The sequence below is a fragment of the Sorangium sp. So ce426 genome (assembly GCF_051475585.1).
Lineage (GTDB): Bacteria > Myxococcota_A > Polyangia > Polyangiales > Polyangiaceae > Sorangium > Sorangium cellulosum_B.
The window spans coordinates 10,567,501-10,593,285 of record NZ_CP150341.1 but is presented as its reverse complement, the minus strand read 5'-3'; the positions used below and the strand labels follow the sequence as shown (position 1 = coordinate 10,593,285).

The following is a 25,785-nucleotide window of genomic DNA, read 5'->3' as shown; positions in this document are numbered from 1 at the left end:
TCAGCCGCCGGTCTCGATGCCGGCGAGGATCCCCTCCAGCGCCTCGACAGCGCGCATCGGAAGCCGCACCGAAACGGCGGTGGAGATCGAGGTGAGCTCCGGGTTGATCTCGATGGTCGGAACCCCGGCGTGCGCGGCGTCCAGCACCGGCCTCGTGATGTAGGGGAACAGGCTCGACGTCCCGATCGAGACGACCACGTCGAAGCCCCGCGCGAGCTCCCGCCGGAGGATCTCGACCTTCTCCAGGGGGAGCATCTCCCCGAAGAGGACGACATCGGGCCTGAGCACGGCGGCGCACGCGGGGCAGCGCGGGCACGGGGCGAGCTCCGCGTAATCGTCGACGTGCGCCTCGTAAGGGCAGCGCGTGCAGAGGATGCGGTGGAGATCTCCGTGGATGTCGATGACGTTCGTGGAGCCTGCGCCACGGTGAAACCCGTCGACGTTCTGGGTGAGCACCCAGCAGCGCTCGAGGCGGCGCTCGATCCGGGCGATCGCCGCGTGCGCGGCGTTGAGCCGCGCGCCGCGGCACGCGCGCTCGATCTGGTGGACGTACTTCCACGTGACCTCCGGGCGCTGCTGGAACATCTCGCCCGAGAGCGCCTCCTCGATGGCGATCCCTTCGTCGGTCGCCTTCTCGCCGTAGAGCCCTCCGATCCCGCGGTAGGTGGGGATGCCAGAGGCCGCGGAGACCCCCGCGCCGGTGATGAAGAGGGCTGAGCGGGCCGAGGCCAGGAGCGCGCTTGCTCGTTCGATCGACATCGCGCGCCCAGTCTACCCGTGTCGCCCGCGCTCGTGCCCGCGGATCGGCCAGGAGCGCGAGCGGGAGCTGCGCGAGCGCCGGCGCAGGGCCGGCGATGGTCGGCCGCGGCCCCGGCCAGCCGGGGCGCGACTACAGGCTCTTCCCGTCGAATTTCATGGTCTTGAGCGTGTCGATATCGACGTCGTCCAGGCAGCGGACGTTGATGGCGCACATCTCCTGTCCGTTGGGACCGACTCCCCGCGCGAACGACTCGACGCCGCAGACGGAGCAGAACACATGGTGAATGACCTTCTTGTTGAACTGGTAGTCGGTGAGAACGTCGCCACCCTCCTTGAGCGTGAGCTGGTCCACCGGCGCGAAGGCCAGCATCGCGCCCAGCTTCGAACAGCGCGAGCAGTTGCACATGACCACGGGACTGCTCAGGTCCACCTTGACCTCGTAGCGAACCTTCCCGCAGTGACAGCCACCTGTATAGGTCTTGATCTCCGTCATGCGCGCATGGTGCCACAGGGAGCTGGCCGCGTGACGCAAAAATGCGATGTTCGTGGCGGGTTACGCGGGCTACGTGCGTTACGCTTGTGCAAAAGATGTTCCGCGCCGAGGCACCGCAGCGGCAGGTCGCCGGCGCTGGTCTCGGCCGCGCTGCATTGCATTCTGTCGGAAACTTTTCTCGGCCCAGGCTGTCGAACGAAGCCGCTCCTCGGCGAGGGGCCGCGCCCCGCCTACTGCTCCTCGTAGTTCCACGTCAGCCCGCCATCGACGAAGTACGTCGAGCCGGTCACGTAATCGGCGTCCGCCGAGGCGAGGAACACGGCGAGCCCGGCCACGTCCTCCGGCTTTCCCAGGCGGCCCAGCGGGATCTGCTCGAGCAGCGCGCTCAGCTTGTCGCGATCCTCGAGCAGAGTGGCATTGATCTCCGTCTCGATCGCGCCCGGCGCGATGGCGTTCACGGTGATCCCGGTGCCGCGCAGCTCCACGGCGAGCGTGCGCGTGAGCATGCGGACGCCGCCCTTGCTGGCGCAGTACGACGCAAAGTGGGGAAACGGAAGATCCTCGTGGACCGAGCTGATGTTGATGATCTTGCCGGGCCGCCCCGCCTCGCGCAGGTGACGGACCATCGCCTGGCTCCCGAAGAACACCGCCTTGAGGTTGGTGTTGATGACCTGATCGTAGTCCTCCTCGGTCACCTCCCAGAACGGCGCCCGCTTCTCCAGCCCGGCATTGTTGACCAGCACGTCCAGCCGGCCGAAGCGCGCGACGGCCTCCTGGAAGAGCCCTCGCACGCTCTGGACGGAGGCGACGTCGACGGCGAACAGATGACCTCGCCTTCCGGCGGCCTCGACCTCTGCGAGGGCTTCCTCGGCGCCCTCCTTGCTCTTGTGGTACGTGAGCGCCACGTCGGCGCCCTCCCGGGCGAACCGGACAGCGATGCTGCGGCCGATTCCCCGGCTGCTCCCTGTGACCAGCGCGATCTTGCCTTGCAGTCTCATGGGGACCTCCTGTCTTCACGAGCATTGTGCGCGCCGCGCCCCGCGGGGATCGCCAGGAGATAGAATACCGCGCATGCGCATCGCCTCCCTGCTGCCGTCCGCGACCGAGATCGTCTGCGCGCTGGGCGCTCAGAGCGAGCTCGTCGGTATCTCTCACGAGTGCGACTTCCCCGAGGGGCTGACCGGCCTCCCGGTGCTCACCCGCCCGCGGCTCAGGCCGGCGCGCTCCAGCCGGGAGATCGACGCCGCGGTCCGCGACGTCCTCCGGGACGCGCTCGCGGTCTACGACATCGACATGGACGCCCTCCGGGAGGCGCGGCCGGACGCGATCGTGACGCAGGACCTCTGCGACGTCTGCGCGGTCTCGTTCGAGGACGTCCGCGCGGCCGTCGCCCGCCTTGCGCGGCAGGACGTGCGCATCATCAACCTGCACCCGACGCGGCTCGACGACATCTGGGCCGACATTCGCCGCGTCGCGGAGGGGATCGGCCGCCCGGCAGGCGGCGAGGCGCTCGTCGAGCGGCTGCGCGCGCGCGCCGCCGCCGTCGCCGCGCGCGCGGCCGCGGCGCCGGGCAGGCCGCGCGTGCTCGCGGTCGAGTGGATCGAGCCTGTCATGATCGGCGGCACGTGGATGCCGGAGCTCATCACCCTCGCGGGCGGGGAACCCCTCGTGACGCGACCCGGCGAGCACGCGCCAACGCTCTCGCCGGCCGCGCTCGCCGCGCTCGATCCCGACGTGGTGATGATCAAGCCGTGCGGCTTCACCCTCGAGCGCACGCTCGATGAGCTCGATCTCCTCCCCCATGTGCTGCCCTGGGCGACGTATCGGGCCGTGGCGCAAGGCCGCGTGTACATCGCTGACGGCAACGCCTTCTTCAATCGCCCTGGACCCCGCATCGTGGAGTCGCTCGAGATCCTCGCGGCCTGCGCTCACCCGGCCCTGTTCGCCGACGCGCGCCGCGCGCATGCCCGGTCGGTGGCGCGGATCGACGCGGAGCTCCGGCGGCACGCCTTCGACGACGGGTGACGCCGCCCGCTCCAATGTCGAACAAGGGCAGGAGGCGGCAAGAACCGTGCGCTGTCGGCCGTCTCCGCTTTTGCAACGCGGGTTCTCGCTCCCCGGGTATCGTGTGCGGCATGTCTCCACGTCCCGCGCTGGCGTCTTTCGCTCTCGTGACGGGCATCGTGCTGCTCCTGGGCGGCACCGCGCACGCGGCCTGCGTGCTGGCTGGCGTCGCGAAGAAGGGCGTTGTTCCGCACGCGGATCGGGCTGCTCATCTCGCCTTCATCAGCTTCGCCCAGTGGACCGCAGGCGCGCTCGATGTGCTCGCCGCCCGCGGGCTCGGGCGAGGCGAGCCGTGGACGCGCGGGCCGCTGACGATCTCGGGGCTCCTCGTGATCGGCTGGGCAGGCGTGGCGCTTCCGCTGCCCCTCGATGCCTCGCTGACATTGCGGGCGATGCTCGCCCTCTACGCGGCCGCGCACCTCGGCCTGCTGGCGGCCCTGTGGGGCTCGCGAGGAGCTCGCCTGGACGTCAGCACGCCTCCGTGATGCCCTCCGCACGAAAAAACAGGCATCTTGATCTCGGTGCGACCGAAGCGGCGGAGAGCATGCGTGTTGAGCTCAGGCTCGGAAGGAAGGCTTACCGTAGGGTGCCACTCTTCCGCAGCCGCCGCAACGCGAGGAGGGCGAACGGCGAGGCGAGCGTCAGCAGCCGCCACGGAGATCCGCCTCGGGGGTCGCCGGCGTCGATGGCGCAACCGCCGCTGTCCGCTCCTCCCTCGTCCGGCGCGCCGCCGCCCGCGGAGCCCGCGGAGGCGACGGCGCCGCCGGCGCTTCCCGTGCTTCCGGCGCTTCCGGCGCTGCCAGCGCTCACGGCCGTGCCGGCGCCGGCCCCGCTGCTGCACGTGCCGCTCGGGCAGCCCTCGCCGGGCGCGCAGAGGCCTGGGTCCTCGTCGACCTCGCCGTCGCAGTCGTCGTCGAGCGCGTTGCACACCTCGGCGCTCGGTTCGCCGGGCGTGCATGACCCGGGGGTGCACGCGACCGCTTCCCGCGCGCACATCCCGACGCCGCACACCTCGCGCACGCCCTCGTCGATGCGGCCATCGCAGTCGTCGTCGGCGAGATTGCATATCTCGGTCGCGTCCGGGTGGACGTCAGGGGCCCTGTCGTTGCAGTCGTTGGAGCTCGGCGCGTACCCCTCGGGGGGGCACTTCGCCGTGACCGTCGCGCCGAAGAACGAGCCGTAGCCGTCGCCGTCGGCGTCTTCATACTGCGTGGTGATCGCGAGCTCCTCGTCGACCTCTCCATCGCAGTCGTCGTCGATCTCGTTGCAGGCCTCTTCCTGATCGGGATGGATGTTGACGCTGTAGTCGTCGCAATCGCCGCCGCGGTCGGCGTGATCGGCCGGCCGGGTGCAATCGACCCTGGGCACGCTGGAGTCGCCGTAGCCGTCGCCGTCGCGATCGAGGTAATACGTCGTCCCTGTGCATCCGTAGGCAAACGCGGTGTCGGCGGACGAAGCGCCGTCTCCGCGCTGGCTGTTGTCGCCGTTGGCCGCGAGGGCCCACACCTGGACGACGACCCCGCCCGGCGCGCCCGGCGCGATCCACTGCGCGTCGAAGCGGACGACCCCGCCGCTCGCCCGCTTCGGCGCGTCGTGGACGAGCTGGCGCTCGTCGATGAGCTTGGTGCCTTGACCGTTGATGGGGGAGAGCCGACCTGTTTCGGTGAGGAGATAGATGCCCCCGGCGTTGATGTTGGCAGAACGGATCTGCACCTGCAGAGTCACCGTCTCGCCGGCCGCCGGGTTCTTGGGGCTATGGTCGATGGTGATGTCCGGCACCGCGCCGCCGGTGTGACAGCCGTTGCACCCCTCCACCGCAAGCCCGGCGCGGCGGGCGTGGGCCTGCGGCGCAGCCAGGGTGGTCAAAAGGGCCAAGCTCACCGGGAGGACCGGTGAAATAAGCGATGTACTTCGCATGCGCCTCGCCGCGCAGCCCAGGCTCGCGAGCTCCGCGCGCTCCGCTGCGACGCTCAGGGATAGCTGCCCTCGCCGGGTGCGACAAGTGCATTTGTGCGGAGTGTAAACTTGCGCCGTGACCACCCAGAGATGCTGTTTTCGACGTTTCTCGGACGGCGGTTGTCGCGACGTGCATTGCCGCTCGCTGCGACGCGTTATCCGGATTCGAGCCGGACGTGCTGCGGCCTTGTCACATCGCAGACGACACCGTGGTACTTGAGGAGCCCTTCGTCGAGCGTCACCACGGTCGCATCCGCGCAGCGGGCGGCCCACAGATACACGAGGTCGGTCGCGTTGGCGAAGGGCCTGCGGCCGCGCATGCGCCTCGTCAGCTGGTCGAGGAACTCCGTGATGGCGCCCGCGTCCACGGGCGCGACCAGCTCGATCGCGAGGCCCCCCAGCGGGCTCGTGGCCGCGGGCGCGGCCCGCCGCGACGCCGCGAGCCGCTGCTCGGCGACGTACACCTCCAGCCATAGCTCGGGCGGCGCGAGCACGCGCGCCGCGCCCGCGGCCACGGCGGCGCGGGCGCGCTCGAGAAACGCGAGTGCGTCCGCGTGCCCGGGCTCTGCAAGCTTCATCGAGGCGATGGCGACGGAGCTATCGAGAACGATCCGCATGAGGCCTCCTCGGGGCGGACGCACCATCGCGCGCGCCGCTCCAGATCTGCCCGGCGGTCCGGGTGGTCTGGTGACATCGAGACCCGGTATCCAGGGCCGCGGCCGGATGGAAGGTCCACCGGCAGCATGGGCCGAGGCCGCGTGGAGGGGACAGGGCGATGGCACATGCTGGCACGGCGGTGCTCTCCCGGCGGCCGGAGACACGTGGGTTCGCCCGGTACATGCCTTGCTTGTCGCCGTCCATGCGAAACTTCCTGCTTCGAATCCTGGTCGCATCCCAGTGGGGCGCGAGCCTTGCGCTGGTGTCGGGCTGCGGCACGCACATCGAATCCGGCGCGAGCTCGAGCTCGCCTGGAGGCGCGACGTCGGGGCCGAGCTCCGGCTCGAGCTCGCCTGAAGGCGCGACATCCAGCTCGAGCTCGACGGCAGGCGCGACGTCGGGGGCCGGCGGAGGTGGCGAGGTCGATCCTCCCGACGCCTCGGCGCCGCTCGATCCCTATCCCGATCCGACCTGCGTCGGGCCGTTTCATGACGGCGGCTATTACGGCCAGTGTTGCTACGAGGTGCACTGCACGGCGCCGGCCGGCGGCGCCTGCCCTGCGGCCTCCGAGGCTGGGCCGCTCCTCGACGACCTGCCGCCCGGCTCGGGGACGTGTACGTGCAGCCCCGAGGGCGAGGGCGCGGCCGGGTGGATCCAGGGCCCCTACGCGAACCGCAAGGCGTCGGATCCGGCGAGCTGCTGCTACCTCGTCGGTTCCATCTCCTGTGAAGGGCGCCCCCTCCTGGTCCGGGGCGAGCCGCGCGTCGCGCCGCTCGCGCGCGCCCCGAGCGCGTGGTCGCAGACCGACGTGCGGCGCTTCGAGCGCGCGCTCGCCGACACCGACCTCGGCGCGCTCGCGCCCGCGGCGCGCCGCGAGCTCGCCCGGCGCTGGGCCGAGCGTGGCCAGAACGAGCACGCCTCGGTCGCCTCCTTCGGCCGCTTCGCGCTCGCGCTGATGGCCCAGGGCGCGCCTCCCCAGCTGCTCGAAGCGGCGCACCGCGCGGCGCTCGACGAGGTGCGGCACGCGCGCCTCGCGCTCGCGATCGCCTCGGCGTACGCGGGGGAGCCGGTGGGCGTCGGCCCGCTGCCCGTGCACGGCGCGCTCGACGATCTCGGCTCGCTCGAGGCCATCACCCTGGCGACCGTCGTGGAGGGCTGCGTCGGAGAGACCCTCTCGGCCATCGAGGCGGAGGTCGCGGCGCAGGCGGCAGAGCCGCCGGCGGTGCGCATGGCGCTCCAGGCGATCGCGCGCGACGAGGCCCGCCACGCGGAGCTCGCCTGGGCGTTCGTCCGCTGGGCCGTCACGACGGGCGGCGCGCGCCTTCGAGAGCGCGTCGCCGCGGCCTTCGCGCGCGCGATCGAGCAGGTGGGCGCCGGAGCGCCGGGCATGGAGGACCGCGATCTCCCGCCCTCCCACGGGTTCCTGGCGGCCGACGAGCTCCACCGGCTGCGGCGGCAGGCCGTGGTCGACGTGCTCCGCCCCGCCGCCGCCGCGCTCGTCGACGAGCGTGGTTCATCCGCCGGACGAGAGTTCAGCGGCGCTCGCGGGAATGCCGTGCTGCGCGGCGGCCCGACGTACCTGTCGACGTGACCTGGCGCCGGGCAAGCACCGTCCTCGCGGGGCCGCGCCGGGCCCGACCTCGCGGGCGCCGGCGCGCTGCCGAGGCGGCGCGCCTGCGACAGCCTGGATCCTGGCGCGCAGTCAAGCCCTGGGCACGATCTTGCTTGTGCGTCGCGATGAGGTGGAACGACATGGCTACACTCTCGACATCCGCATGGGTGCTGCATGAGCTCGGTCTGGCCGCGGGGTTCGGCGGCCCCCTCTTTGGCCGGCTGGCGTTGCGCCAGGCGGTCAAGGACATCCATTCCGAGGCCGAGCGGGGCAAGGTGCTCTCTGACGCATGGCAGCGGTACAACCTCGTCAGCGCGATCTCGCTCGGCACCGCCGCGGCCACCTGGTTCATCGGGCGGACGGTGATCTCGGGGCGATCGATCGACCGTGAGACCCGCGATCTGGTGCGCTTGAAGGACGTCCTCCTGGGCGCGACGCTCGCCACGAGCGTCGCCAGCATGCTGGGCGGACAGCAGATGCTCGAAGAGGCGCCCGACGGCGGGCTGCCCCTCCTCAAGGAGGGTGAAGCGCCGGCGCCTCGCCCGCCCGCGAAGGCCGCGGCGCTGCACCGGCTCCTCGGCGTCATGGGGCCGCTCAACATCGCCCTCACGGCGGGGGTGATCGGCGTGACCACGGTCCTCGCCATGAAGTCCGGTCGTTCGGCGAAGTGGAGCCTCCTCTCCCGGCTGCTGCCTTGAGCCGCACCCTCCCGGGCGCGGCCGCCGGAGAGCCGGCGCGCCGCCCTGGCGGCTGCCCACTGGCGCGCACCTGGGCCGCGCCAGCGCGCGGCGTCGCGCTCGTGATACGGTGGGCCGATGAAGGCAATGACCATGTTGGTGCTCGCCCTCGTCGCCGTGGGCTGCAGCGACGAGCACGGCGAGGAGGGGTGCCCTGAGCTCTGTGAGCAAGCCGTGGAGTGCCCGGGGGACGCCATGACGGAGCAGAGCTGCCTCGCGATGTGCAGCGCCGATACGGAGGCCGCCGAGGAGGCAGGCTGCCACGACGCCTGGGAGTCGTATCTCGAGTGTCGGAGCCACGCCGAGGACCACTGCGATCCTGCGAAGTACGACGAGGAGTGCAGCATCCAGAAAGAGTCGCTGAGCAGCTGCCTGGATCGCAGCTGAGCCGGGGTGCCGGCGGGCGCTCGACCGGGTGAGCGCCGCCCGGCCCGCGGCTACTCGAAGCGGTGGACCTCGCGCCCGCTCGGGAGCTCCTCCGGGATGAGCGCCTCGAGCCGCTTCGGCGTCGCGCGCGGGTCGAGCAGCGCCTCTCCGACGAAGGCGCAGAGCCAGCTGATCTCCTCCTCCGTGAGGTCGATCGGCTCCTGCAGCAGCGGGTCGACGGCGGCGAGGACGGGCGCGAGCGGGCCCATCTCACCCCGCAGATCGCGATCGAGGTGCTTGTTCGTGTACTCCGTGGCCGACGTGTAGACGTCGAGGTGGTGGCGGATGGCGCCTTCCAGCGACGTGAACGAGCCGTTGTGGAAGAACGTGGGCTGGAGGGCGACGTTGCGCAGCGGCGAGGTCCTGAACTTGTACCGATCGGCCGGATCCCCCGTGACCTGCTCCAGGCCGAAGTCCTCATCGGCGTTCGGGCCGTCGAAGACCACGTTCGCGTGCGCCGGGTCGTCCTTCGGCGCGATCTGCGGCACGCCGATCGCGTGCTGCTGGAAGTCGCTGAACATCTCGTTCGACTCCCCCGACACCGCGTGGCACCTGACGCACCCCGCCTCGCCGAAGAAGAGCAGCGCGCCGCGCTTCTGCTCCAGCGTCATCGCGTGCCGGCGGCCGCGGGCGAACCTGTCGATGGGCGCGTCGGCGAACGTGAGCGACATCTCGAACTCGGCGATGGCGGCCGCGATCATCTCGTAGGTGATGTCGTCCCCTCGCTTCACCGCCCGGAAGCTCTTGGCGAACCGCTTCCGGTACGCCTTCACGTCGTTCACGCGCTCCGTGACCTCCTCGCGCACGACATCGTGCGACGGCGGCGCCTCGTACCCGGTCATCTCCGTGATCTCGGTCGGCGGGATGAACGCCTGGGCGTTGAGCAGGTGCGGCAGGGAGGAGAGCGACATCCCCTCCGGCGCGGTGAACGAGAACCCCTGGCTGTTGTCGAAGGGGTCGCCGGACACGGCGAAGAACCGCGAGTTCCACATCAGCGTGGGATAGAACGCCGTGTTGATGATGGTGGGCGTGCGGCGCTGGTTGCGCGGCCCTGTGCGGCGCGGCCCGACGACGCCGTTGTTGTCGATGCCGATGGCGATCGACTGCGTGTCGGCGAAGCCCGCGGTCGGCGCGTGGCAGCCTGAGCACGAGTTGTCGTCGTTCAGGCCGAGGAGGCTGTCGAAGAAGAGGTCACGCCCGAGCTTCGCGAGCTTCTTGTCGAGCTTCCGCCCGAGCCGCGACTCCAGCGTCGACTCGATCTCTCCGGTGAACCCGTGTCGGGCGAGCACCTTGGCGAGCCGCTCATCGACGGAAGAGCCCTTGGCGCGCGCCGGCCGCGCCAGGACGAGCGTGAGGACGAGAAAGGCCGTCAGGGCGGCGAGCGCGCGCCCGAGGGATCGCAGGGTCATGGTGCCTCCAGGTCCCCCGGCGGGGGAGGCGCACATCGGGGTGCGCGCTTGAGATCAACCAGTCCTGCCCAGATCCTGACCGAGCGGCGGTGAATGGGATGATAAGAGTCTAAACTCGTGAGCTTTCGATCGGCAAGACAAATGAGACAAATATTCCATGATTCAAAGGGCTTACTGCGTGTACTCGCGTATCACCGCGTATTCATGCGTATCCATGCGTATCCCCCCGTGCTCTTGCGTGTCCCCGCGTATCCCCTCGTGTCCTCGCGTATACGGCGGTCCGTTCACCGCATTATCTGCGGTTGTCGCGCCTACATTCGGCGGGCGCGCCGCCGTGCGGCGGGCTTGGCGTCGTTGTAGGTGCGTGGCCGGCGCTCCGCGTCGGTGCGGCGCCCCCGCGCAGCGCGCCTCCGAGGTCGCGTGACACTCATGCTTTGTGGGGCGCGATGGGCCGTCGTATGCTTGAGGACATGGGCCGGACAGCACCTCTGGCGGATCCGACGGCGCTCGTGGGGGGCGCGCTCACCGGCGGATATCGGATCGTCCGCGTCCTCTCCGCGCAGGGCTTCGGTGTCGTGTTCGAGGCCCGGGGCCCCTCGGGCCGCCGCGTCGCGCTCAAGGTCTTGCGGCCCGAGGTCGTCACCGAGGACACGCTGTCACGGCTCACCCGCGAGGCGAGCGTCACCGCGAAGCTCGACAACGCGCATGTCGTCCCGATCGTCGATGCCGGCCACGACCTCGAGCGCGATCTCGCCTACCTCGTCATGCCGCTGCTCGACGGGACCGACGTCGCCGCCCTGCTCGCCGAGACGGGGCCGCTCGCGCCCGAGGTCGCCGTGCGGATCGCGCTCCAGGCCGCCGCGGGGCTCTCGGCGGGGCACGCCGCGGGCCTCGTCTACCGCGACGTGCGGCCGCCGCGCATCTTCCTGGAGCACCTCGCGAGCGGAGAGATCCTCGTCCGCGTCTTTGGCTTCGGGCTCTCGAAGGGCTGTGACACGGCCACCTCCGCCCCTGGCAAGGCGGCGAGGAGCACCGGTCCCCTGCGCGACGAGTCGGGGCCGCGGGACCGCACCGCGGACGTGCGGGGTGACGTGTTCGGCCTGGCGGCGACGCTCTACGAGATGCTCTGCGGCGCCTCGCCGTGGGCCGAGCTCGACGTCACGGCGGACACGGCCGAGCTCGGCCCCACGGACACGGCGGCGGACGCGCCGGCGTCGTCTCTCGCGCATCTCGCGCAGCTCCCGTCGATCCAGGATCGCGCCCCGTGGATCGGGGCGCGCCTCGCGACCGCGCTCTCGCTCGCGCTGCACAGCGACGTGGACCGGCGCTATCCGTCGATCGAGGCGTTCGCCGAGGCGCTGCGCGCCGCGTCGGGCAGCGAGGAGCGCCTCACCATCGACATGCTGAGGCCGCTCGATCCCGAGCTGCGCGAGGCCATCGCCGAGCGCGCCGGCGCCGAGACCGATCCGCTGGTCGGCCGCGAGCTCGGCGGCCGGTACGCGGTGCGCCGGCTGATCGGGCGCGGCGGGATGGGCGCCGTCTACGAGGCGGAGTCGCCCGAAGGGCGGCGGGTGGCGGCCAAGGTCATCTTCAAGAGCGCCGTCGGGCAGGACGACCACGCCGTGCGCCGCTTCATCCGCGAGGCGCGCGCGGTGACCGCGATCCAGAGCCCGCACGTGGTCAAGACGTTCGAGCTTGGCATGGATCTCACGCTCGCGACGCCGTTCATCATCATGGAGCTCCTGCACGGCGTCGACCTCGCCAAGCTCCTCAGGATGCGCGGGCCGCTGGAGCCGGAGCCCGTCGTGCGCGTGTTCATCCAGGCGGCGCGCGGGCTCGCGGCGGCGCACGCCGAGGGGATCGTGCACCGCGACATCAAGCCGGCGAACCTCTTCCTGCACGCGCCGTTCGAGGGCGCGGCCCAAAGGCCGTCGACCTCGATGGCGCCGCCGTCCACCCGGCGCGGCGCGCTCGCTTCGGGGCCGCCGTCCACCCGGCGCGGCGCGCTCGCTTCGGCGCCGCCGTCCACCCAGCGCGGCTCGCTCCCGGCGGGGCCGCCGTCGGTGCGGCGCTCGGGCGGCTCGGTCCGCCCGCCGTCCTCGGGGCGGCGCCCGTCCGGCTCCATCCGCCCGCCGTCGTCGAGCGATCGCAGGATCGTGGTCAAGGTGTGCGATTTCGGCATCGCGAAGCGCACGGGGGACGGCGTCTCGCACGAGCTCACGCGCGCCGGCGGCGTGCTCGGGTCGCCCATCTACATGTCTCCCGAGCAGGCGAAGATGGCGAAGGACGTCGATCACCGCTCCGACATCTGGAGCCTCTCGGTCTCGCTCTACCAGGCGCTCTGCGGGAGCTGCCCCTGGGATGCCGACGCCTCGCTCGCCGAGCTCCTGCTCGCGATCTGCACCGAGCGCGTGCCGCCGCTCTCCGGGGCCGCGCCGTGGGTCTCCCCGGCGCTCGCGGCCGTCGTGCACCGCGGCCTCCTGCGGGATCCCGCGGAGCGCTGGCAGAGCATGGAGGAGCTCATCGCCGCGCTCGAGCCGCACGCGGACGGCACCGGCGTCGTCACGCTGGATCAGCTGCGCGGCATCGACCCCGAGCGGCGCGCCGGCGCCACCCCGATCTCCGCGCTGCGCGAGTCCAGGCTCTCGCGATCGGCCGAGGGGGAGGAGCGGTCCATCGGCGGCAGCTCCTTCACCGCGGTGAAGGAGCCTTCCGGCGCGGCACGGCGGCGCTTCGTCGGGGCGGCGGTCACGGTGGTCGCCCTGGCCGCGATCGGCGGCGGCCTCGCGCTGCGCGCCTCGACGGGCAACGAGCCGCTCGCGTCGCCCGCCGCGCCGAGCGAGCCCGCGCTGCCCGTCGCGCCCGCGCCCGCGCCCGCGCCCACGCCTGCGTCCTTCACCGCCGTCGTGACGCTCCCGAAGGAGGCGACGGTGCGGGTCAACGGCGCGGCGCGTCCGGTGAGCGACGGCCGGCTCGACCTCACGGGCAAGGCCGGCGACACGTTCGAGATCGAGGTGACCCGCGGCGGCGCGACGACGAAGGAGACGGTGTTCCTGCTGAGCGACGGCACGATCCGCCCCGATCGCATCGATCTCCAGCCGCCCCCGCCGGCCTCTGCGTCGGTCGCGGCCTCCGAGCCTGCCCCGCGCCGTGACAGGAAGAGCCGCGCCCCACGCGGCGCTCCTCCCGTGGCCGAGCCTGCCGCGCCCTCCGCCACGGGGGCGCCTGCGGCTCCGCCCGCTCCGCCCGCGGTGGTGCCGGTCGACCGGTGGTGAAACCGATGCCGCGCGCCCGTCGCGCCCTGCGGCGCTGCTTTGCGGCGTGCGCGCTCGCCACGGCGAGCGCGGCGCCTGCGCCTCCGGCCCGCGCGCAGCCCCCGCCGGCGGAGGCTGTCCCGGGCGCGCCACCCGAGCCGCCTGCGCCTGCCTCGGCGTCCGCGGCGCCCGCGTCGCCCGCGCCGGCCGACGAGGCGCTCGCCCGGGCCAAGGCGCTCTTTCAGGAAGGGAACGAGCTGCGCAAGATCGGCGACTTCCAGCGCGCGCTCGAGCTCTACCTGAGGTCGCGTCAGGTCGTCGCCTCGGTGCCCAACACCCTCAACGCCGCGTTCTGCCTCGATCAGCTCGGGCGTTACGACGAGGCGCTCGAGCTCTACGAGGCGCTGCTCACGGAGCTCCGCGCGGAGCTCGGCGAGCCGGAGCGCCGGAGCGTCGCGTCCGCGGTCGCCACGCTGCGAGCGCGGATCGGCAGCGTCGTCGTCTCGTCGAACGTCGATGGCCTGGTGCTCATCGACGGGAGGCAGCGCGGCCGGCTCCCCCTCGCCGGCCCGATCCGGCTGCTCCCCGGGGATCACACGCTCCGCGTGGTCAAGGACGGCTGGCACACGTTCGAGCGGATCGTGACCGTCGGGGTCGCCGAGACCAGGTCGGTGGACGCGAAGCTCGATCCGCTCGCCAGCACCGGCCGGCTGAAGGTCGAGGACGAGCGGCTCGTCGGCGCCGATCTCCTCATCGACGGCGCGCTGATCGGCCAGCTGCCGTGGGAGGGCGCGCTCGCGCCTGGCCCGCATTTCTACTCGGTGCGCAAGGGCGATCTCGGCTCTGCGCCCCGCGAGGCGAGCGTCATCGCGGGGCAGCTCGCCGTCGCCACGGTCGAGGCGGGGCCGCTCGGCGAGGAGGTCCGCGTCGTCGCCCAGCCGCTGAGCGCGGATCTGACCATCAACGGCGTCCCGGTCGGCAAGGGGCAGTGGCGTGGGGCGCTGCCGCTCGGGCGCCACACCTTCGAGGCGCACGAGCCGGGCTACTTCGCGCGCACGCTGCGCGCGACCGTCGACAGGACGACGAGGGGCGACATCGTCCTGCCGCTCGCCATCGACGACGCGCACCCGCGCTGGGGTCGGAGGGTCGGCGTCTTCCGGCTGGAGGCGACCGGCGGCTATGCGTTCGCGTCGTCGCTCGAGAGCGACGCCGAGCGGAGCTGCGGCAGCTACAGCTGCTCGGGCGTCTCGCGCCCGTCCGGCGTGCTGGCCGGCGTGCGCGGCAGCTACGAGTTCCCGATCGGCGCCGCCATCGAGCTCACGGCCGGGTACCTGAGCCTCCACACGACGCTCGATCGCTCGCTCGACGCGACCTATGCCGCTCCGCGCGGGGGCGACGAGAGGCTCCCCATCCGCTACAGCTTTCACGACGACATCGGCCTGGCCGGCGTGACGGTGATCGTCGGCGGCAGCTATCATTACGGGCTGTCGTCATGGCTCGACGTCGGCGGCGCGCTCGGGCTCGGCGTGGTGCTGGCCGAGATGAGCGACGAGGTGACCGGCACGGCGTCCGACGCGGAGAGGACCGTCAGCGTGGCCGTGCAGAACGCGGGCAGGGCCGTCCGCGCCGCCGCGCCGTTCGCGATGCCCGAGCTGAGGCTCCGGCTGAAGCTCGGGCGCCTCAGCGCCAGCGCGGGCCTCGGCGTCGGCTTCTTCCTCGTCGACGGCCCGCCGCTCGAGACGGGCAACACCTACGTGGTCGGGGCCGAGTGCGACGCGGCGCACCCCACGGTCGACTGCGCGCCGGGCAAGAAGGTCGTGTTCGAGGAGCTCGCCCACGGCACGTTCACGATGTTCTTTCCGAACGTCTCCGCGGGATACCGGTTCTGAGCCCCGCCGCGCGCGGCGCTCACCGGTTCGCTTGATCCCTCGCGAGGCGCGCCTGCTCGCGCACGAGGTCGAAGAGGGCCGCCGCGTCGAGCAGCGACGTCGTGAGCCGGCCGAACTGGATCACGTCGCCCACCGAGACCTCCTGCGGCTCGCTCTCGGAGAGCAGCTTGCCGTTCACGCGGGTCCCGTTCTGCGAGCCGTTGTCGACGAGCACGAGCTGCCCCTGCTCATTCCGCCGGAAATGCGCGTGCAGCTTGGACACGGAGGGGTGGCGCAGCACCACGTCGCAATTGCGCGTGCGGCCCACCGAGATCTGGTCGAGATAGGGATTGCCCTTCGCCTTGACGATCTGGAACACCTCGCTCGCTGGGCCGGGCGGAGGCGGCGGTTTCCGGTGCGCCGCCGGCGACGCGGCGACCGTCCGGAATGCGATCTGCTGGTTGTCCGGACCAGCCTCGGACACCACGAGGAGCAGGTTCGTCACCTGGCGGACGAAGCGGTCCCGAGGCATCACACGCGCTAGCTCGATGATGTCCCCTGAGTCTTCCACGATGTGTCGAGTATAAGCCGATCCGGCGCCGCGAACCGTCCAGGGAGGCACTTTTGCCCTGGCGTCCCGCCCACGCACAGGGTCCCCGGCGCACGTGGAACCGCGATGCCGCCCGCACGTCATCGCGGCGCAGCGCGAGGCACCCCAAGCGCCCGAGCGCATCTCGGCGTGCAGCGCGCGATGCCGTGACCTCGCGCCCGCCGCTTGGTTTACCGTGTTGTGGTAATTCTATTGTGTTGGTGCGAGCTCAACGGGCAGCTTGTGCTCGAACGCGCCGGGATCTGGCGTACCTTCCGCGCCTATGCACGCACCCGTTCGTGGACGCATCTCGGTCAACCCCCGTGGCTTCGGGTTCCTGAACATCGAGGCCTCTCCGGAGAGGGCGGGGGGGCCGGGCAGGCCGGGCTTGGCTGCCCTCGGCTCGGCGACCGCCTTCATCGCGCCGCCCGATCTGAACCCGTTCCTTGACGGCGACGTCGTCGACGCGGTGGTCGTCGAGGCGGAGCCGGGCCGCTTCAGCGCGTCGCAGCTCGCCCTCGTCCAGCGCGATCGCTCCGAGCTCTTCGGGACGGTCGTATCGCACGCGAAGCGGCCGCACCTCCGGGTCGATCGCCTCGTCTCCAACACGGACTGGCCGTTCAAGCCGGGCAGCGCCGACGACCTGCCCGAGGGCGCCGCGGTGGTCGCCACCATCGAGGGCGCGGCGGTCGTCCCGGCGCGCGTCGTCGCGTCGGAGGCCGACCTCGGCATCGAGCGGTGCCTCGCCCGCAACGGCGTGCGCGCCGTGTTCTCGGGCGAGGTCCTCGAGGCGTCGCGCGCGGCGGTCGCGGCGGTGTCGGTCCAGCGCGAGCTCGCGCGCGGCCGCCGCGACCTGCGCGACGTCATCACCGTCACGATCGACGCGCCCGTCACCACGGACATCGACGACGCCGTCTCGGTGCTGCCGGCCGGCCCCGACGGGGCGCTCCGCGTCCTCGTCTCGATCGCCGACGTGGACGCGTTCGTCCCCGAGGGCTCGCCGCTCGATCTCGAGGCCCGCGCCCGGGGCACGAGCGTCTACCTGGCTGGCCGCGTCATCCCGATGCTCCCCGACGCGATCTCCAGCGAGGCGGCGAGCCTGCTCCCGGGGGTCGATCGGCTCGCCGTCACGGTCGAGCTGCGCATCGACCCCGAGGGGGGCATCACGTCGATCGACCTGCACGAGAGCGTGATCCGCTCGCACGCCCGCCTCTCGTACGACGCCGTCGAGGAGTTCCTGACGACGGGCCGCTCCGCCGGCATCCCCGAGGCGGCCCGGCCGGTCGTGCGCTGGCTCCGCACCGCGGCCGCGAGGCTGTCGACGGTCCGCGCGGCGCGCGGCGGCGTCGAGCTCGATCGCGAGGAGGCGTACGTGACGCTGGACGCCGAGACGCGTGAGCCGACCGCCGTCTCGCCGCGCTCCGACACGGGCGCGCACCGCCTCATCGAACGGCTGATGGTGGCGGCGAACGAGGCGGTGGCCAGCTGGCTCGTGGCGCGCGGGCTCCCCTGCGTCTTTCGTGTCCATGACGAGCCGACCGAGGAGCGCGTCCGCGCGCTCGAGCAGTTCGCGCACAACTTCGGCGTCGAGGCCGGCTTCGGCGCGCGCCTGAGCCCCCTGGGCCTCGCGGCGTTCGAGGCGCAGTACAGGGGCTCCGAGCTCGCGCCGGCCATCCGCACCGTGGTCGGCAAGGCGCTCGGCCCTGCCCGGTACACGGGCGCCGGAGGCCTGCATTTCGGCCTGGGCGCCCCGCTGTACCTGCACTTCACGTCCCCGATCCGCCGCTACGCCGACCTCGCGGTGCACCGCGTGGTCAAGCGCTATCTCCAGGGCCGCCGCGACCAGCGCGCCGACGCCGAGGTGCTCGCGTCGCTCGCTCACCACCTGAACGCGCGCGCGCGCAGCGCCGCCAAGGCCGAGACGGAGCGGCACCGCATGCTCGTGGCGCGCCTCTTCGCCTCCCGCGTCGGCGAGGAGATCGAGGGCTACATCGTATCCATCAAGCCGTTCGGCCTCGTCGTCCAGATGGTCGAGTCCGGCGCGACGGGCACGATCGCGCTGGAGGCGCTGCCGGGCGGCCCGTATCGGATCGACGTCGCCGCCCAGGCGCTGGTCGGCGCGAGCCGTCGCTACGGCGTCGGCGAGCCGATCCGCGCCGCCATCGCGGCGACCAACGAGGAGCTCGGCCGCGTCGACCTCGTCCCTGCGGGCGCTCGCGGCGCCCCGTGACCGGGGCCGCGGCTCCTGTCTACGGCGACAGGAGCACGACGAACGCGTCGGTCCCGTTCGCTGCGTGCTCGCCGAGGCCGAAGTCGATCTTCCCCTCGGCGGTGCCCGAGAGCGCGATGACCCCCGTGCCCGGCGCGACGGCCGCCGCGTTCGACCTCTGGTTGCCGGCGGCGCCGAGCACCTTCCCCCAGACGTGATTGCCGTCGGCGTCGAGCTTCACCACGAAGGCGTCGAAGCCGCCGCCGCCGGGCAGCGGCCCGCCGCCGAGGTCGACAACGCCCTGGACCGAGCCGGTCACCACCACGCCGTTCTCCGCGTCCGCGGCGATCGACGTGCTCTCCTGCGTGCCGTCTCCGGCGAACCACCGCGCCCACACGGGCACGCCGTCGGGGGCGAGCGACGCCACGAACGCCGTCTGCACATCGTTGGCGGGGAGCGTGCCGGCCGCCCCGAAGTTGAGCTCGCCCATGTACGTCCCGGTCACGAGCACCGCGCCCGAGGGGGCGACGGCGATCCCGGTGCCCGCCTGCGACGCCGTGTCTCCATAGTCCGAGAGCCAGACGCCGTTCCCGCCGCTGTCGAGCTTCAGGACGAACAGGTTCGGCCCGAGCCCGGTGTTCTTCACCTGCCGGGAGCCGACGGTCAGGGCGCCGTTGTACCTGCCGGTGACGAGCACGCTGCCGTCGCTGCCGACGGCGGCGCCGGTGGCGAACTGGTTCTTGTCGTCTCCGTAGATCCTGGTCCACAGGGTGGCGCCGAGCGGATCGTACTTCCGCACGAAGATGTCGGTGCCGCCTGCGCTGGTCGCGCAGACCGGGACGGGCGGCGACGAGCAGAGCAGCGAGCCGCTGAAGTAGCCGGCGATCACGATGTTTCCGGCGGGGTCCACCGCGATCGAGCGCAGCGTCTGATCGGCCGCGTCTCCGAGCTGGCGTGCCCAGCCTTGCTCGCCCTTCTCTCCGCTCATCGTGACCACGAAGGTGTCGAGCGCGTTGACGTTGCGAAGCGTCGTGCCGCCGAACGTGAACGACCCGTAGAACGTCCCGCCGAGCACGAGGTTGCCTTCGGGCGTCACCGCGAGCCCGTTGAGCGTCTCGGCGCCGCTGCCGCCGAACCTCACGCTCCAGCGGTGCTGTCCGGAGGGGTCGAAGCTCGCGACGTACACGTCGGAGGTGCCGATGCTGACGAGGGTGCCCGTCTCCTTGCCGGTCAGGTTGATGGTCCCCGAGAAGGTGCCGCCGATATAGACGTTTCCCTGCGCGTCGACGCCGACGCTGGTCGCGCTCTGGGTGTTCTGATCACCGTAGAGGGCGGCCCAGAGCGGCGCGCTGCAGGCGAAGCCGTCGCAGTCCTCGTCGGTGTCGTCCGTGCACGTCTCTCGTTGCGGGGCGACCTCGCCGCCGCACGGCCGCCACGACGTGCCCGAGAGATCGCACATCTGCAGCCCCACCGCGCAGAGCCCCACGCCGCTCGTCCCCTCGGGGCCGCTGTAACAAGTCTTGATCTGGCCCGGGGTGCACACGCACCCCGCGTCGGGCTCGTTCGTCGCGCCGTCGCAGTCGTCGTCCACGGTGGTGCCGCAGTCCTCGGGCCTCGGGACCACGGCGCCTTCGCACTCGCCGAAGCCCTGGCCGTCTGGCTGGCACCTCCGCACGCCCGCCGCGCACACGCCGACACCCTCGGTGTCTGCCGGGCCGGGATAGCAGGGTTGCACGTCGCCGGAGCTGCAGAGCGGCGGCGCGCCTCCGCTGCCGCCTCCACCGTCGCCGCCGGCGTCGGGACGTGGGCCGAGCGGCACCGGGTCCGAGCACGCTCCCGAGAGCGTGAGCGCCAGCGCGGACCCGACGAGCATCGATCGAGCGCGCGGGGTTGTCCTCGTCACCATGAGGGGGCGGAGCTCCATGTTCGGCGATCTGGCTTCAGTCTTGGCGTGATTTTCTCGTCCGCTGCTTCTTCTTGGTCAAGTCGATGATGAACGTGCTCGCGGGCGGCGCGGTCGCCGGAGCGTTCGGCGCGTCCGGGCGCATCGTCTCTGGCTCGTTCACGTTGCTCCGCGATCCTGGCTCGTTCACGTTGCTCCGCGATCCTGGCTCGTTCACGTTGCTCCGCGATTCGTCGGTGCTCTCCGAGGACGGGGAGAGCTGGGTCGGCCTGGCGCTCGCGCTCTGGGCCGGCAGCAGATCGTGCTGGACCGCGTCGCTCTGGGGTTCGTCGCGGAGCGCCATCCAGATCGCGAGCACGCTCACGATCATGAGCGCCACGCCGCCGAGCGCGAGCGGGATCACGAGCTTCGGCGGCAGCCTCGGCTGAGCGTGGCGCGGCGCCCACGCCGCGGCCGGCTGCTCGCCGTAGGGCGCGCTGGCGCCGTGCGGCGGCGCGGGCGCGCCGTAGGCCGGGCCGGCGTTGTGCAGGCCGGAGCCCGTGTTGTGGAGCGAGGCGGGCGCGCCGTGCGGTACGCCGGCGCTGTGCCGCGGGGCCGGCGCGCCGTAGGCCGGGCCGGCGTTGTGCAGGCCGGAGCCCGTGTTGTGGAGCGAGACGGGGGCGCCGTGGGGCGCGCTGGCGCCGTGCGCCGGGGCGAGCGCGCCGTAGGCCGGGCCGGCGTTGTGCAGGCCGGAGCCCGTGTTGTGGAGCGAGACGGGGGCGCCGTGGGGTGCGCTGGCGCCGTGCGCCGGCGCGCTGTGGGGCGCGCTGGCGCCGTGCGCCGGCGCGCTGTGGGGCGCGCTGGCGCCGTGCGCCGGCGCGCCGTGGGGTGCGCTGGCGCCGTGTGCCGGCGCGCCGTGGGGTGCGCTGGCGCCGTGTGCCGGCGCGCTGTGGGGTGCGCTGGCGCCGTGCGCCGGCGCGCTGTGGGGCGCGCTGGCGCCGTGCGCCGGGGCGGGCGCGCCGTAGGCCGGACCGGTGTTGTGCAGGCCCGAGCCTGTGTTGTGGAGCGAGACGGGCGCGCTGTGGGGCGCGCCGGCGCCCTGCCACGATGGGGGCGCGCCGTGCGCTCCGGCGTGGCCGGCGCCGGTGTTGTGCAGGGCCGACGGCGGTCCATTCGGAGCGCCGGGGGCGGCCTGCGCCATGCCGGGGTGTCCTCCGTGCGCCTGGGCCGCATCCATGGCGCTCCCGCGCGGAGCTCCGGGCGCCGCCATCGTGGCGGCCTCCCACGAGGACGCCCCGCTGTTGCCCGGGCCGAGCTCCGACCCGATCGCGGGCGCCGAGCCCATCTCGTTCCATCTCGCGCCCGACGGGGCCGCGGGCCGCGGCGGAGGCTCGGCCTGCGCGTCCGCCGAGGCGGCCGCCGACAGGAGCATCGGCGAGAGCGGCGGCGCGCCCGCCGACGGCACGTCGCCCGCCGCGAGGCGCGCCGACGCGTGCGGCGGCGCCGCTCCATGCAGGAGCGCGCGCACGTCGGCCTGCATCGTGCGGGCGTCCGGGTAGCGCCGGTCGCGATCGAACGCGAGCGCCCTGTCCACGACGAGGCACAGCCCGTGCGGCGTCTCCGGCGCGACGCTCGCGAGCGGCGGCGCCGCCATGGTCGCCATCTTCACGAGCAGCTCGGACTCCGTGCGCGCCTCGTGGATGCGCCGCTTCGCGATCACCCGGAACATGGTCGCGCCGACGGCGAACAGGTCCGCCCTGTGGTCGACCGAGATGCCGCGCACCTGCTCCGGGGCCATGTACGACACCGTCCCGAGCGTCGCGCCCGTGCGGGTCCGCATCGCCGTCTTCACGCCGTCGCGCATGCGCGCGATGCCGAAGTCGAGCACCTTGAGGCGCCCGGTCTTCTCGACGAAGAGGTTGTCGAGCTTGATGTCGCGGTGGATGATCCCCTGCCCGTGCGCGGCGCCGAGCACGTCGAGCAGCTCATCCATCAGCCGCAGCATCTCGCCCGGCTCGATGCTGCCGAGCCGCTGGATCCGGTCGGCGAGCGACTCGCCGTCGAGGAGCTCCATCACGAGGAACGGCGCGCCGTCCTCGGTCACGTCGATGTCGCGGATCTCGACCACGCCGGGGTGCTGGAAGCGATTGACGGCCTGCGCCTCGCGCTCGAACCGGGCGCGCAGGTCCTTCGAGCGGGCCACCTCGGGGTGGAGGATCTTGATCGCCTCGCGCCGCCCGATCTTGTGGGTCGCGGCATAGACGGCGGCCATCCCGCCGATCCCGACGAGGCGATCGATCGTCCATTTGCCCCGCAGGGTCGTTCCTACGCGCCTTTCGCAGGCCGCCCTCTCGTCGTCCATGCCCCGATCGAATGTCACAGCGTGCGGGATCGAGGTCAAGGTGAGAGCCGCGGCGGAAGCGACCTCGGCGCGCCCCTCCGCGCCGACGAGCCTACCAGCGATCCTCGCTCAATCGGGGACGGGGTGCACCCCGTCGCGCACCCAGGGATCGATGGTCCGCCGGAACGCCGCCTCGGTCCGGAGCCCGGCCAGCACGGACGCGAGCCCCCACTGGAGGCGATTCACGAACGTGAAGTCCTGCGGCATCTTCGGCACGTGGGGGATGGTGGGCATCTTCTCTCCCTCCTTGAGGGCGAGCCCCCGGATGCCGCGGGTCAGGTACGCCACCGTCTCGCGCGCCTTCTCCGGGGAGCACTTCCATGTCCCGTGCGTGCACAGCGGGACCATGAGCTCCATCGTGTAGCTCCGGTAGAGATCCCAGCTCTCGTCGGCCGGGTCGTAGCCGAGCACCTCCACGCACGCCCGGTCGAACTCCTTCCAGTCCGCGTCCATGGCGGCGCGCATGTAGCGCTTCATGCCCGCCACGAGGTCGGGCGGGAGCTGCTTCACGCAGCCGAAATCGAGGATCGTGACGCGCCCATCCTCGTGGAAGCGGTAGTTGCCCGGGTGCGGGTCGGCGTAGAGCCAGCCGTACCGGAGCATCGAGCGGAAGGTGAAGCGCCAGATGGAGAGGCCCGCGCGGTTCTTCGCCTCCTGGCTGCCGCGCTCGCAGAACTCGGCGTAGCTCATGCCGTCGACGAGCTCGAGCGTGAGGACGCGCCTCGTGGTGAGGCTGTGGTGGATGCGCGGGATAGAGACGTCCTCGTCCCCGGCGTTCATGCGGCGGAACAGGTCCGCCATCTCGGCCTCGCGCGCATAGTCGAGCTCGGACAGGAAGACCTTGCGGAGCTCGTCGACGGTCTGCCGGGCGTTCAGCTTCTTGGCGAGGGGCGCCATCATCGCCTCGAGCATCGAGACGCTCTTCAGGTCGTTCTCGATGGCCCTGTCCATGCCGGGGTACTGCACCTTCACCGCGACCCGCTCCCCCGACCTCGTCGTGGCCCGGTGCACCTGTCCGATGCTCGCCGCCGCGAACGGCTCGCGCTCCCAGGCCGCGAACACGTGCTCGGGCGGGGCGCCGAGCTCCTCGCGGATCATCTGCTCCGCGGCCTCCGGCGACAGGGGCGGCGCCTTGTCGAGCAGCTTCTTCAGCGTGGCCTGGAACTTCTCCTCGTATCCCGGCGGCGCGAGCCCGTCGATGTAGCTCGCCATCTGGCCGAACTTGAGCGGCAGGCCCTTCATCTCGCCGAGCGTCTTCAGCATCGCCTCGGCGGTCTTCTTGACCTCCTGGGCCATCCTCCGCCGCGCTTCGGCCTCCTCCTCCTCGGTCCGGGTCGCGCCGAGGACGCGCTTCGCGCCCTCGATGGCGAACGGGATCGTGCGGGGGGCGAGGCCGGCAAGGCGCGCGAGGCGCCCCAGCTTGGATGTCGGCGGGTTGTCTCGGGGTTTGTCGTCGGCCATGCGGGACTGACTCGCTAGGGTGGAAATGTCGGCGGCGGGGTCATGCGCCCGTGCGGCGCTTCGGGGCCGCGCGGATCTTCGGAACCGGCCACATGGAGACGGTGTTCCTCAGCTGCTGAGCCTGCTCGGGAGAGATATCCCCTTCCACGTGGACCCGGGCGCGCCGGTCCTCGACCACGACCCGCACCGCGCCTCGCCCGACCGGCGCCGCGCGGAGGACGTCCGTGATGTCGTCGAGCAGCCGCTGCGGCACCCGGCCCCGGAGCAGCCGGACGTTGCGCCCCTCGACGCGCACGCAAAATAGCTCATTTGCGCGCAGGAGCGCCACGACGAGCGGTACGACGAGGGCGAGCAGGGCGACGGGGATCAGGAGGGACATGGGTGGCCGCCCACGACGAGAGCTCCTCCCCAGGCCCACCGCGGGCCTCGATCGTGAACCGGTGCCGGCCGTTGTCAACGAGGGAGACGCGGCGGGCCGCGCGGCTGGAGCGCGCCGCGCGGCTCGGGCGCCGGCGACCGCCGCACCGGCTGCGTGGCCGTGCCTGGGGAGCGCGCCGGAGCTCGCCGCGCGGCTCGGGGGCCCTGGCCAGCGCGCCGCGCGGTGCCTACCTTAGGTAGCCATGACGAGCGCCGCGCCCCAGCCTGCCGCCATCGATCCGCGCCTGGATCTGCACGACGAGATCAGCCGCCTGAAGCGGGAGAGGAACGCCGTCCTCCTGGCCCACTACTACCAGGACGGCGACATCCAGGATCTCGCAGACTTCCTCGGCGACTCGCTGCAGCTCGCCCAGCAGGCGAAGAAGACGACCGCGGACGTCATCCTGTTCGCCGGCGTGCATTTCATGGCCGAGACGGCGAAGATCCTGAACCCCGAGCGCATCGTCGTGGTCCCCGACCTCGCGGCGGGCTGCTCGCTCGCCGACGGCTGCCCCGTCGACCGCTTCCGCGCCTGGCGCGCCCGGTACCCCGGCGCGGCCGCGATCTCGTACATCAACTGCTCCGCCGAGGTGAAGGCCGAGAGCGACTACATCTGCACGTCGTCGAACGCGGAGAAGATCGTCCGCGCGATCCCGGAGGGGCAGGAGATCCTCTTCGCGCCCGACAAGAACCTCGGGCGCTGGCTCGTCGAGCGGACGGGCCGCCCGATGCGCCTGTGGCAGGGCAGCTGCGTCGTTCACGAGACCTTCAGCCTGCGCAAGATCGTCGCGCTGCGCGAGCGCCACCCGGACGCGAAGCTCATCGCGCACCCGGAGTGCGAGGAGCCGATCCTGCGGATGTCCGACTACATCGGCTCGACGACCGCGCTGCTCAAGTACACGACAGCGGACGACGCCCTGAAGTACATCGTCGCGACGGAGAGCGGCATCGTGCACCAGATGCGCAAGGCGTCGCCGCACAAGGAGTTCATCGAGGGGCCGCCGGAGGGCAACTGCGCTTGCAACGAGTGCCCCTTCATGCGGCTCAACACGCTCGAGAAGGTCTATCTCGCGCTGCGCGATCTCGCCCCGCGCCTCGAGATGGCGCCCGAGCTGCGCGAGCGCGCGCGCGTCCCGATCGATCGCATGCTGGCCCTCAGCTGAGCTCGCCGCGCGACGCGGCGATCACAGCACGAGGGAGAGGCCGAGCGTCTGGACGAACGAGCCCCGGGCCTGCGGCAGCGCGCCGACGTTGCGCCGCCGCCCCTGGGCGTCGATGGCCTGGCCTTCCCGGGTGGCGTCGCCGCCCCGGCCGAGCAGGAAGGCGCCCGAGGTCTCCAGCTCGATCGTGAGCCAGCGGCGGATGATGTCGAACGACACCCCGAGCCCCAGCGGGATCGCGACGTACGACGCGCCGCGCTCGCGGACCGTGAACTCACCCCCGGGGTCGAGGACCCGCATGCGGTCGAAGTCGAACCTGTCGTAGCCGACGCCGACCGACAGCCACGAGCGGGCGCGCTCGCCGAGCGGAAGCGTGGGCGCGAGGCGCGCGCCGAGCGCGAGGGTGCGCACCGTGGGCGCGCCGTCCTCGC

21 protein-coding genes (1 of these 21 only partly in view) are annotated in these 25,785 nt (G+C 72.3%); 9 read left to right on the top strand and 12 right to left on the bottom strand.

What is annotated here, in order from left to right:
* The 3 genes from WMF44_RS39695 to WMF44_RS39685 form a co-directional block, all read right to left on the bottom strand.
* The gene (locus WMF44_RS39695) at positions 1-759 is read right to left on the bottom strand and encodes an NAD-dependent deacylase (RefSeq protein ID WP_437295242.1); all 759 of its coding nucleotides are present in this window, start codon (positions 757-759) and stop codon (positions 1-3) included.
* 130 nt (positions 760-889) lie between these two features.
* Positions 890-1,252: a GFA family protein gene (locus WMF44_RS39690; RefSeq protein WP_437295241.1), complete on the bottom strand. Its 363-nt coding sequence runs from the start codon at positions 1,250-1,252 to the stop codon at positions 890-892.
* Positions 1,253-1,482: 230 nt separating this feature from the next.
* Positions 1,483-2,250 carry an SDR family NAD(P)-dependent oxidoreductase gene (locus WMF44_RS39685; protein ID WP_437295240.1) on the bottom strand — a complete coding sequence of 256 codons (768 nt, stop codon included), beginning with the start codon at positions 2,248-2,250 and terminating at the stop codon, positions 1,483-1,485.
* Between the two features lie 73 nt (positions 2,251-2,323).
* On the opposite strand from WMF44_RS39685, the gene WMF44_RS39680 reads away from it, so the two are divergent.
* Positions 2,324-3,277 carry an ABC transporter substrate-binding protein gene (locus WMF44_RS39680; RefSeq protein WP_437295239.1) on the top strand — a complete coding sequence of 318 codons (954 nt, stop codon included), beginning with the start codon at positions 2,324-2,326 and terminating at the stop codon, positions 3,275-3,277.
* A 110-nt stretch (positions 3,278-3,387) separates the two neighbouring features.
* The gene (locus WMF44_RS39675; protein WP_437295238.1) at positions 3,388-3,801 is read left to right on the top strand and encodes a hypothetical protein; all 414 of its coding nucleotides are present in this window, start codon (positions 3,388-3,390) and stop codon (positions 3,799-3,801) included.
* Positions 3,802-3,892: 91 nt separating this feature from the next.
* On the opposite strand, the gene WMF44_RS39670 is transcribed toward WMF44_RS39675, so the two are convergent.
* Together WMF44_RS39670 and WMF44_RS39665 are read right to left on the bottom strand one after the other, a co-directional pair.
* The gene (locus WMF44_RS39670; RefSeq protein ID WP_437295237.1) at positions 3,893-5,182 is read right to left on the bottom strand and encodes a putative metal-binding motif-containing protein; all 1,290 of its coding nucleotides are present in this window, start codon (positions 5,180-5,182) and stop codon (positions 3,893-3,895) included.
* A gap of 245 nt (positions 5,183-5,427) precedes the next feature.
* Complete coding sequence (locus tag WMF44_RS39665; RefSeq protein WP_437295236.1) at positions 5,428-5,889, bottom strand: PIN domain-containing protein; 462 nt, start codon at positions 5,887-5,889, stop codon at positions 5,428-5,430.
* Between the two features lie 158 nt (positions 5,890-6,047).
* Here WMF44_RS39665 and WMF44_RS39660 point away from each other — a divergent pair, with 158 nt between their 5' ends.
* From WMF44_RS39660 to WMF44_RS39650, 3 genes are all read left to right on the top strand, one after another.
* Entirely contained in the window at positions 6,048-7,520 is a 1,473-nt protein-coding gene (locus WMF44_RS39660; RefSeq protein WP_437295235.1) for a hypothetical protein, read from the top strand.
* A gap of 161 nt (positions 7,521-7,681) precedes the next feature.
* Positions 7,682-8,239, top strand: coding sequence for a hypothetical protein (locus WMF44_RS39655; RefSeq protein ID WP_437295234.1), 558 nt, complete (start codon positions 7,682-7,684; stop codon positions 8,237-8,239).
* A gap of 132 nt (positions 8,240-8,371) precedes the next feature.
* Positions 8,372-8,665, top strand: coding sequence for a hypothetical protein (locus WMF44_RS39650; protein ID WP_437295233.1), 294 nt, complete (start codon positions 8,372-8,374; stop codon positions 8,663-8,665).
* A gap of 50 nt (positions 8,666-8,715) precedes the next feature.
* Here the strand turns inward: WMF44_RS39650 and WMF44_RS39645 are convergent, their stop codons facing one another.
* The gene (locus WMF44_RS39645) at positions 8,716-10,113 is read right to left on the bottom strand and encodes a cytochrome-c peroxidase (protein WP_437295232.1); all 1,398 of its coding nucleotides are present in this window, start codon (positions 10,111-10,113) and stop codon (positions 8,716-8,718) included.
* A 470-nt stretch (positions 10,114-10,583) separates the two neighbouring features.
* Between WMF44_RS39645 and WMF44_RS39640 the strand changes: the two genes are divergently transcribed.
* Complete coding sequence (locus WMF44_RS39640) at positions 10,584-13,388, top strand: protein kinase domain-containing protein (protein ID WP_437295231.1); 2,805 nt, start codon at positions 10,584-10,586, stop codon at positions 13,386-13,388.
* Between the two features lie 5 nt (positions 13,389-13,393).
* Positions 13,394-15,256, top strand: coding sequence for a PEGA domain-containing protein (locus tag WMF44_RS39635; RefSeq protein WP_437295230.1), 1,863 nt, complete (start codon positions 13,394-13,396; stop codon positions 15,254-15,256).
* 19 nt (positions 15,257-15,275) lie between these two features.
* Here the strand turns inward: WMF44_RS39635 and WMF44_RS39630 are convergent, their stop codons facing one another.
* Complete coding sequence (locus WMF44_RS39630; protein ID WP_437295229.1) at positions 15,276-15,806, bottom strand: FHA domain-containing protein; 531 nt, start codon at positions 15,804-15,806, stop codon at positions 15,276-15,278.
* A 301-nt stretch (positions 15,807-16,107) separates the two neighbouring features.
* On the opposite strand from WMF44_RS39630, the gene WMF44_RS39625 reads away from it, so the two are divergent.
* Entirely contained in the window at positions 16,108-18,054 is a 1,947-nt protein-coding gene (locus WMF44_RS39625) for a ribonuclease R family protein (RefSeq protein ID WP_437295228.1), read from the top strand.
* Positions 18,055-18,073: 19 nt separating this feature from the next.
* On the opposite strand, the gene WMF44_RS39620 is transcribed toward WMF44_RS39625, so the two are convergent.
* The 4 genes from WMF44_RS39620 to WMF44_RS39605 all read right to left on the bottom strand — a co-directional run bounded on the left by WMF44_RS39620 (position 18,074) and on the right by WMF44_RS39605 (position 24,156).
* Positions 18,074-19,957, bottom strand: a complete 1,884-nt coding sequence (locus tag WMF44_RS39620) for a hypothetical protein (RefSeq protein ID WP_437295227.1) — start codon at positions 19,955-19,957, stop codon at positions 18,074-18,076.
* Between the two features lie 16 nt (positions 19,958-19,973).
* A complete protein-coding gene (locus tag WMF44_RS39615) occupies positions 19,974-22,277 on the bottom strand; it encodes a protein kinase domain-containing protein (RefSeq protein WP_437295226.1) in 2,304 nt (767 codons plus the stop codon).
* A gap of 108 nt (positions 22,278-22,385) precedes the next feature.
* On the bottom strand, positions 22,386-23,777 hold the full coding sequence (locus WMF44_RS39610; RefSeq protein WP_437295225.1) for an ABC1 kinase family protein: 1,392 nt from the start codon (positions 23,775-23,777) through the stop codon (positions 22,386-22,388).
* Between the two features lie 40 nt (positions 23,778-23,817).
* Positions 23,818-24,156, bottom strand: coding sequence for a DUF3634 family protein (locus WMF44_RS39605; RefSeq protein WP_437295224.1), 339 nt, complete (start codon positions 24,154-24,156; stop codon positions 23,818-23,820).
* A 241-nt stretch (positions 24,157-24,397) separates the two neighbouring features.
* On the opposite strand from WMF44_RS39605, the gene nadA reads away from it, so the two are divergent.
* A complete protein-coding gene (gene nadA / locus WMF44_RS39600) occupies positions 24,398-25,357 on the top strand; it encodes a quinolinate synthase NadA (protein ID WP_012240033.1) in 960 nt (319 codons plus the stop codon).
* Between the two features lie 21 nt (positions 25,358-25,378).
* Here the strand turns inward: nadA and WMF44_RS39595 are convergent, their stop codons facing one another.
* Positions 25,379-25,785 carry the final stretch of a hypothetical protein gene (locus tag WMF44_RS39595; protein WP_437295223.1) on the bottom strand. It continues 436 nt past the right edge of the window, so 407 of the gene's 843 nt are visible here — the last part of the coding sequence; the start codon falls outside the window, past its right edge — the gene reads right to left on this strand; it ends in the stop codon at positions 25,379-25,381.

Excerpts from the sequence above, each read along its gene's own strand:
- WMF44_RS39695 (WP_437295242.1), bottom strand. The coding sequence starts at position 759 with ATGTCGATCGAACGAGCAAGCGCGCTCCTGGCCTCGGCCCGCTCAGCC.
- WMF44_RS39690 (WP_437295241.1), bottom strand. The coding sequence starts at position 1,252 with ATGACGGAGATCAAGACCTATACAGGTGGCTGTCACTGCGGGAAGGTT.
- WMF44_RS39685 (WP_437295240.1), bottom strand. The coding sequence starts at position 2,250 with ATGAGACTGCAAGGCAAGATCGCGCTGGTCACAGGGAGCAGCCGGGGA.
- WMF44_RS39680 (WP_437295239.1), top strand. The coding sequence starts at position 2,324 with ATGCGCATCGCCTCCCTGCTGCCGTCCGCGACCGAGATCGTCTGCGCG.
- WMF44_RS39675 (WP_437295238.1), top strand. The coding sequence starts at position 3,388 with ATGTCTCCACGTCCCGCGCTGGCGTCTTTCGCTCTCGTGACGGGCATC.
- WMF44_RS39665 (WP_437295236.1), bottom strand. The coding sequence starts at position 5,889 with ATGCGGATCGTTCTCGATAGCTCCGTCGCCATCGCCTCGATGAAGCTT.
- WMF44_RS39660 (WP_437295235.1), top strand. The coding sequence starts at position 6,048 with ATGGCACATGCTGGCACGGCGGTGCTCTCCCGGCGGCCGGAGACACGT.
- WMF44_RS39655 (WP_437295234.1), top strand. The coding sequence starts at position 7,682 with ATGGCTACACTCTCGACATCCGCATGGGTGCTGCATGAGCTCGGTCTG.
- WMF44_RS39650 (WP_437295233.1), top strand. The coding sequence starts at position 8,372 with ATGTTGGTGCTCGCCCTCGTCGCCGTGGGCTGCAGCGACGAGCACGGC.
- WMF44_RS39645 (WP_437295232.1), bottom strand. The coding sequence starts at position 10,113 with ATGACCCTGCGATCCCTCGGGCGCGCGCTCGCCGCCCTGACGGCCTTT.
- WMF44_RS39640 (WP_437295231.1), top strand. The coding sequence starts at position 10,584 with ATGGGCCGGACAGCACCTCTGGCGGATCCGACGGCGCTCGTGGGGGGC.
- WMF44_RS39635 (WP_437295230.1), top strand. The coding sequence starts at position 13,394 with ATGCCGCGCGCCCGTCGCGCCCTGCGGCGCTGCTTTGCGGCGTGCGCG.
- WMF44_RS39625 (WP_437295228.1), top strand. The coding sequence starts at position 16,108 with ATGCACGCACCCGTTCGTGGACGCATCTCGGTCAACCCCCGTGGCTTC.
- WMF44_RS39620 (WP_437295227.1), bottom strand. The coding sequence starts at position 19,957 with ATGGAGCTCCGCCCCCTCATGGTGACGAGGACAACCCCGCGCGCTCGA.
- WMF44_RS39615 (WP_437295226.1), bottom strand. The coding sequence starts at position 22,277 with ATGGACGACGAGAGGGCGGCCTGCGAAAGGCGCGTAGGAACGACCCTG.
- WMF44_RS39610 (WP_437295225.1), bottom strand. The coding sequence starts at position 23,777 with ATGGCCGACGACAAACCCCGAGACAACCCGCCGACATCCAAGCTGGGG.
- WMF44_RS39605 (WP_437295224.1), bottom strand. The coding sequence starts at position 24,156 with ATGTCCCTCCTGATCCCCGTCGCCCTGCTCGCCCTCGTCGTACCGCTC.
- nadA (WP_012240033.1), top strand. The coding sequence starts at position 24,398 with ATGACGAGCGCCGCGCCCCAGCCTGCCGCCATCGATCCGCGCCTGGAT.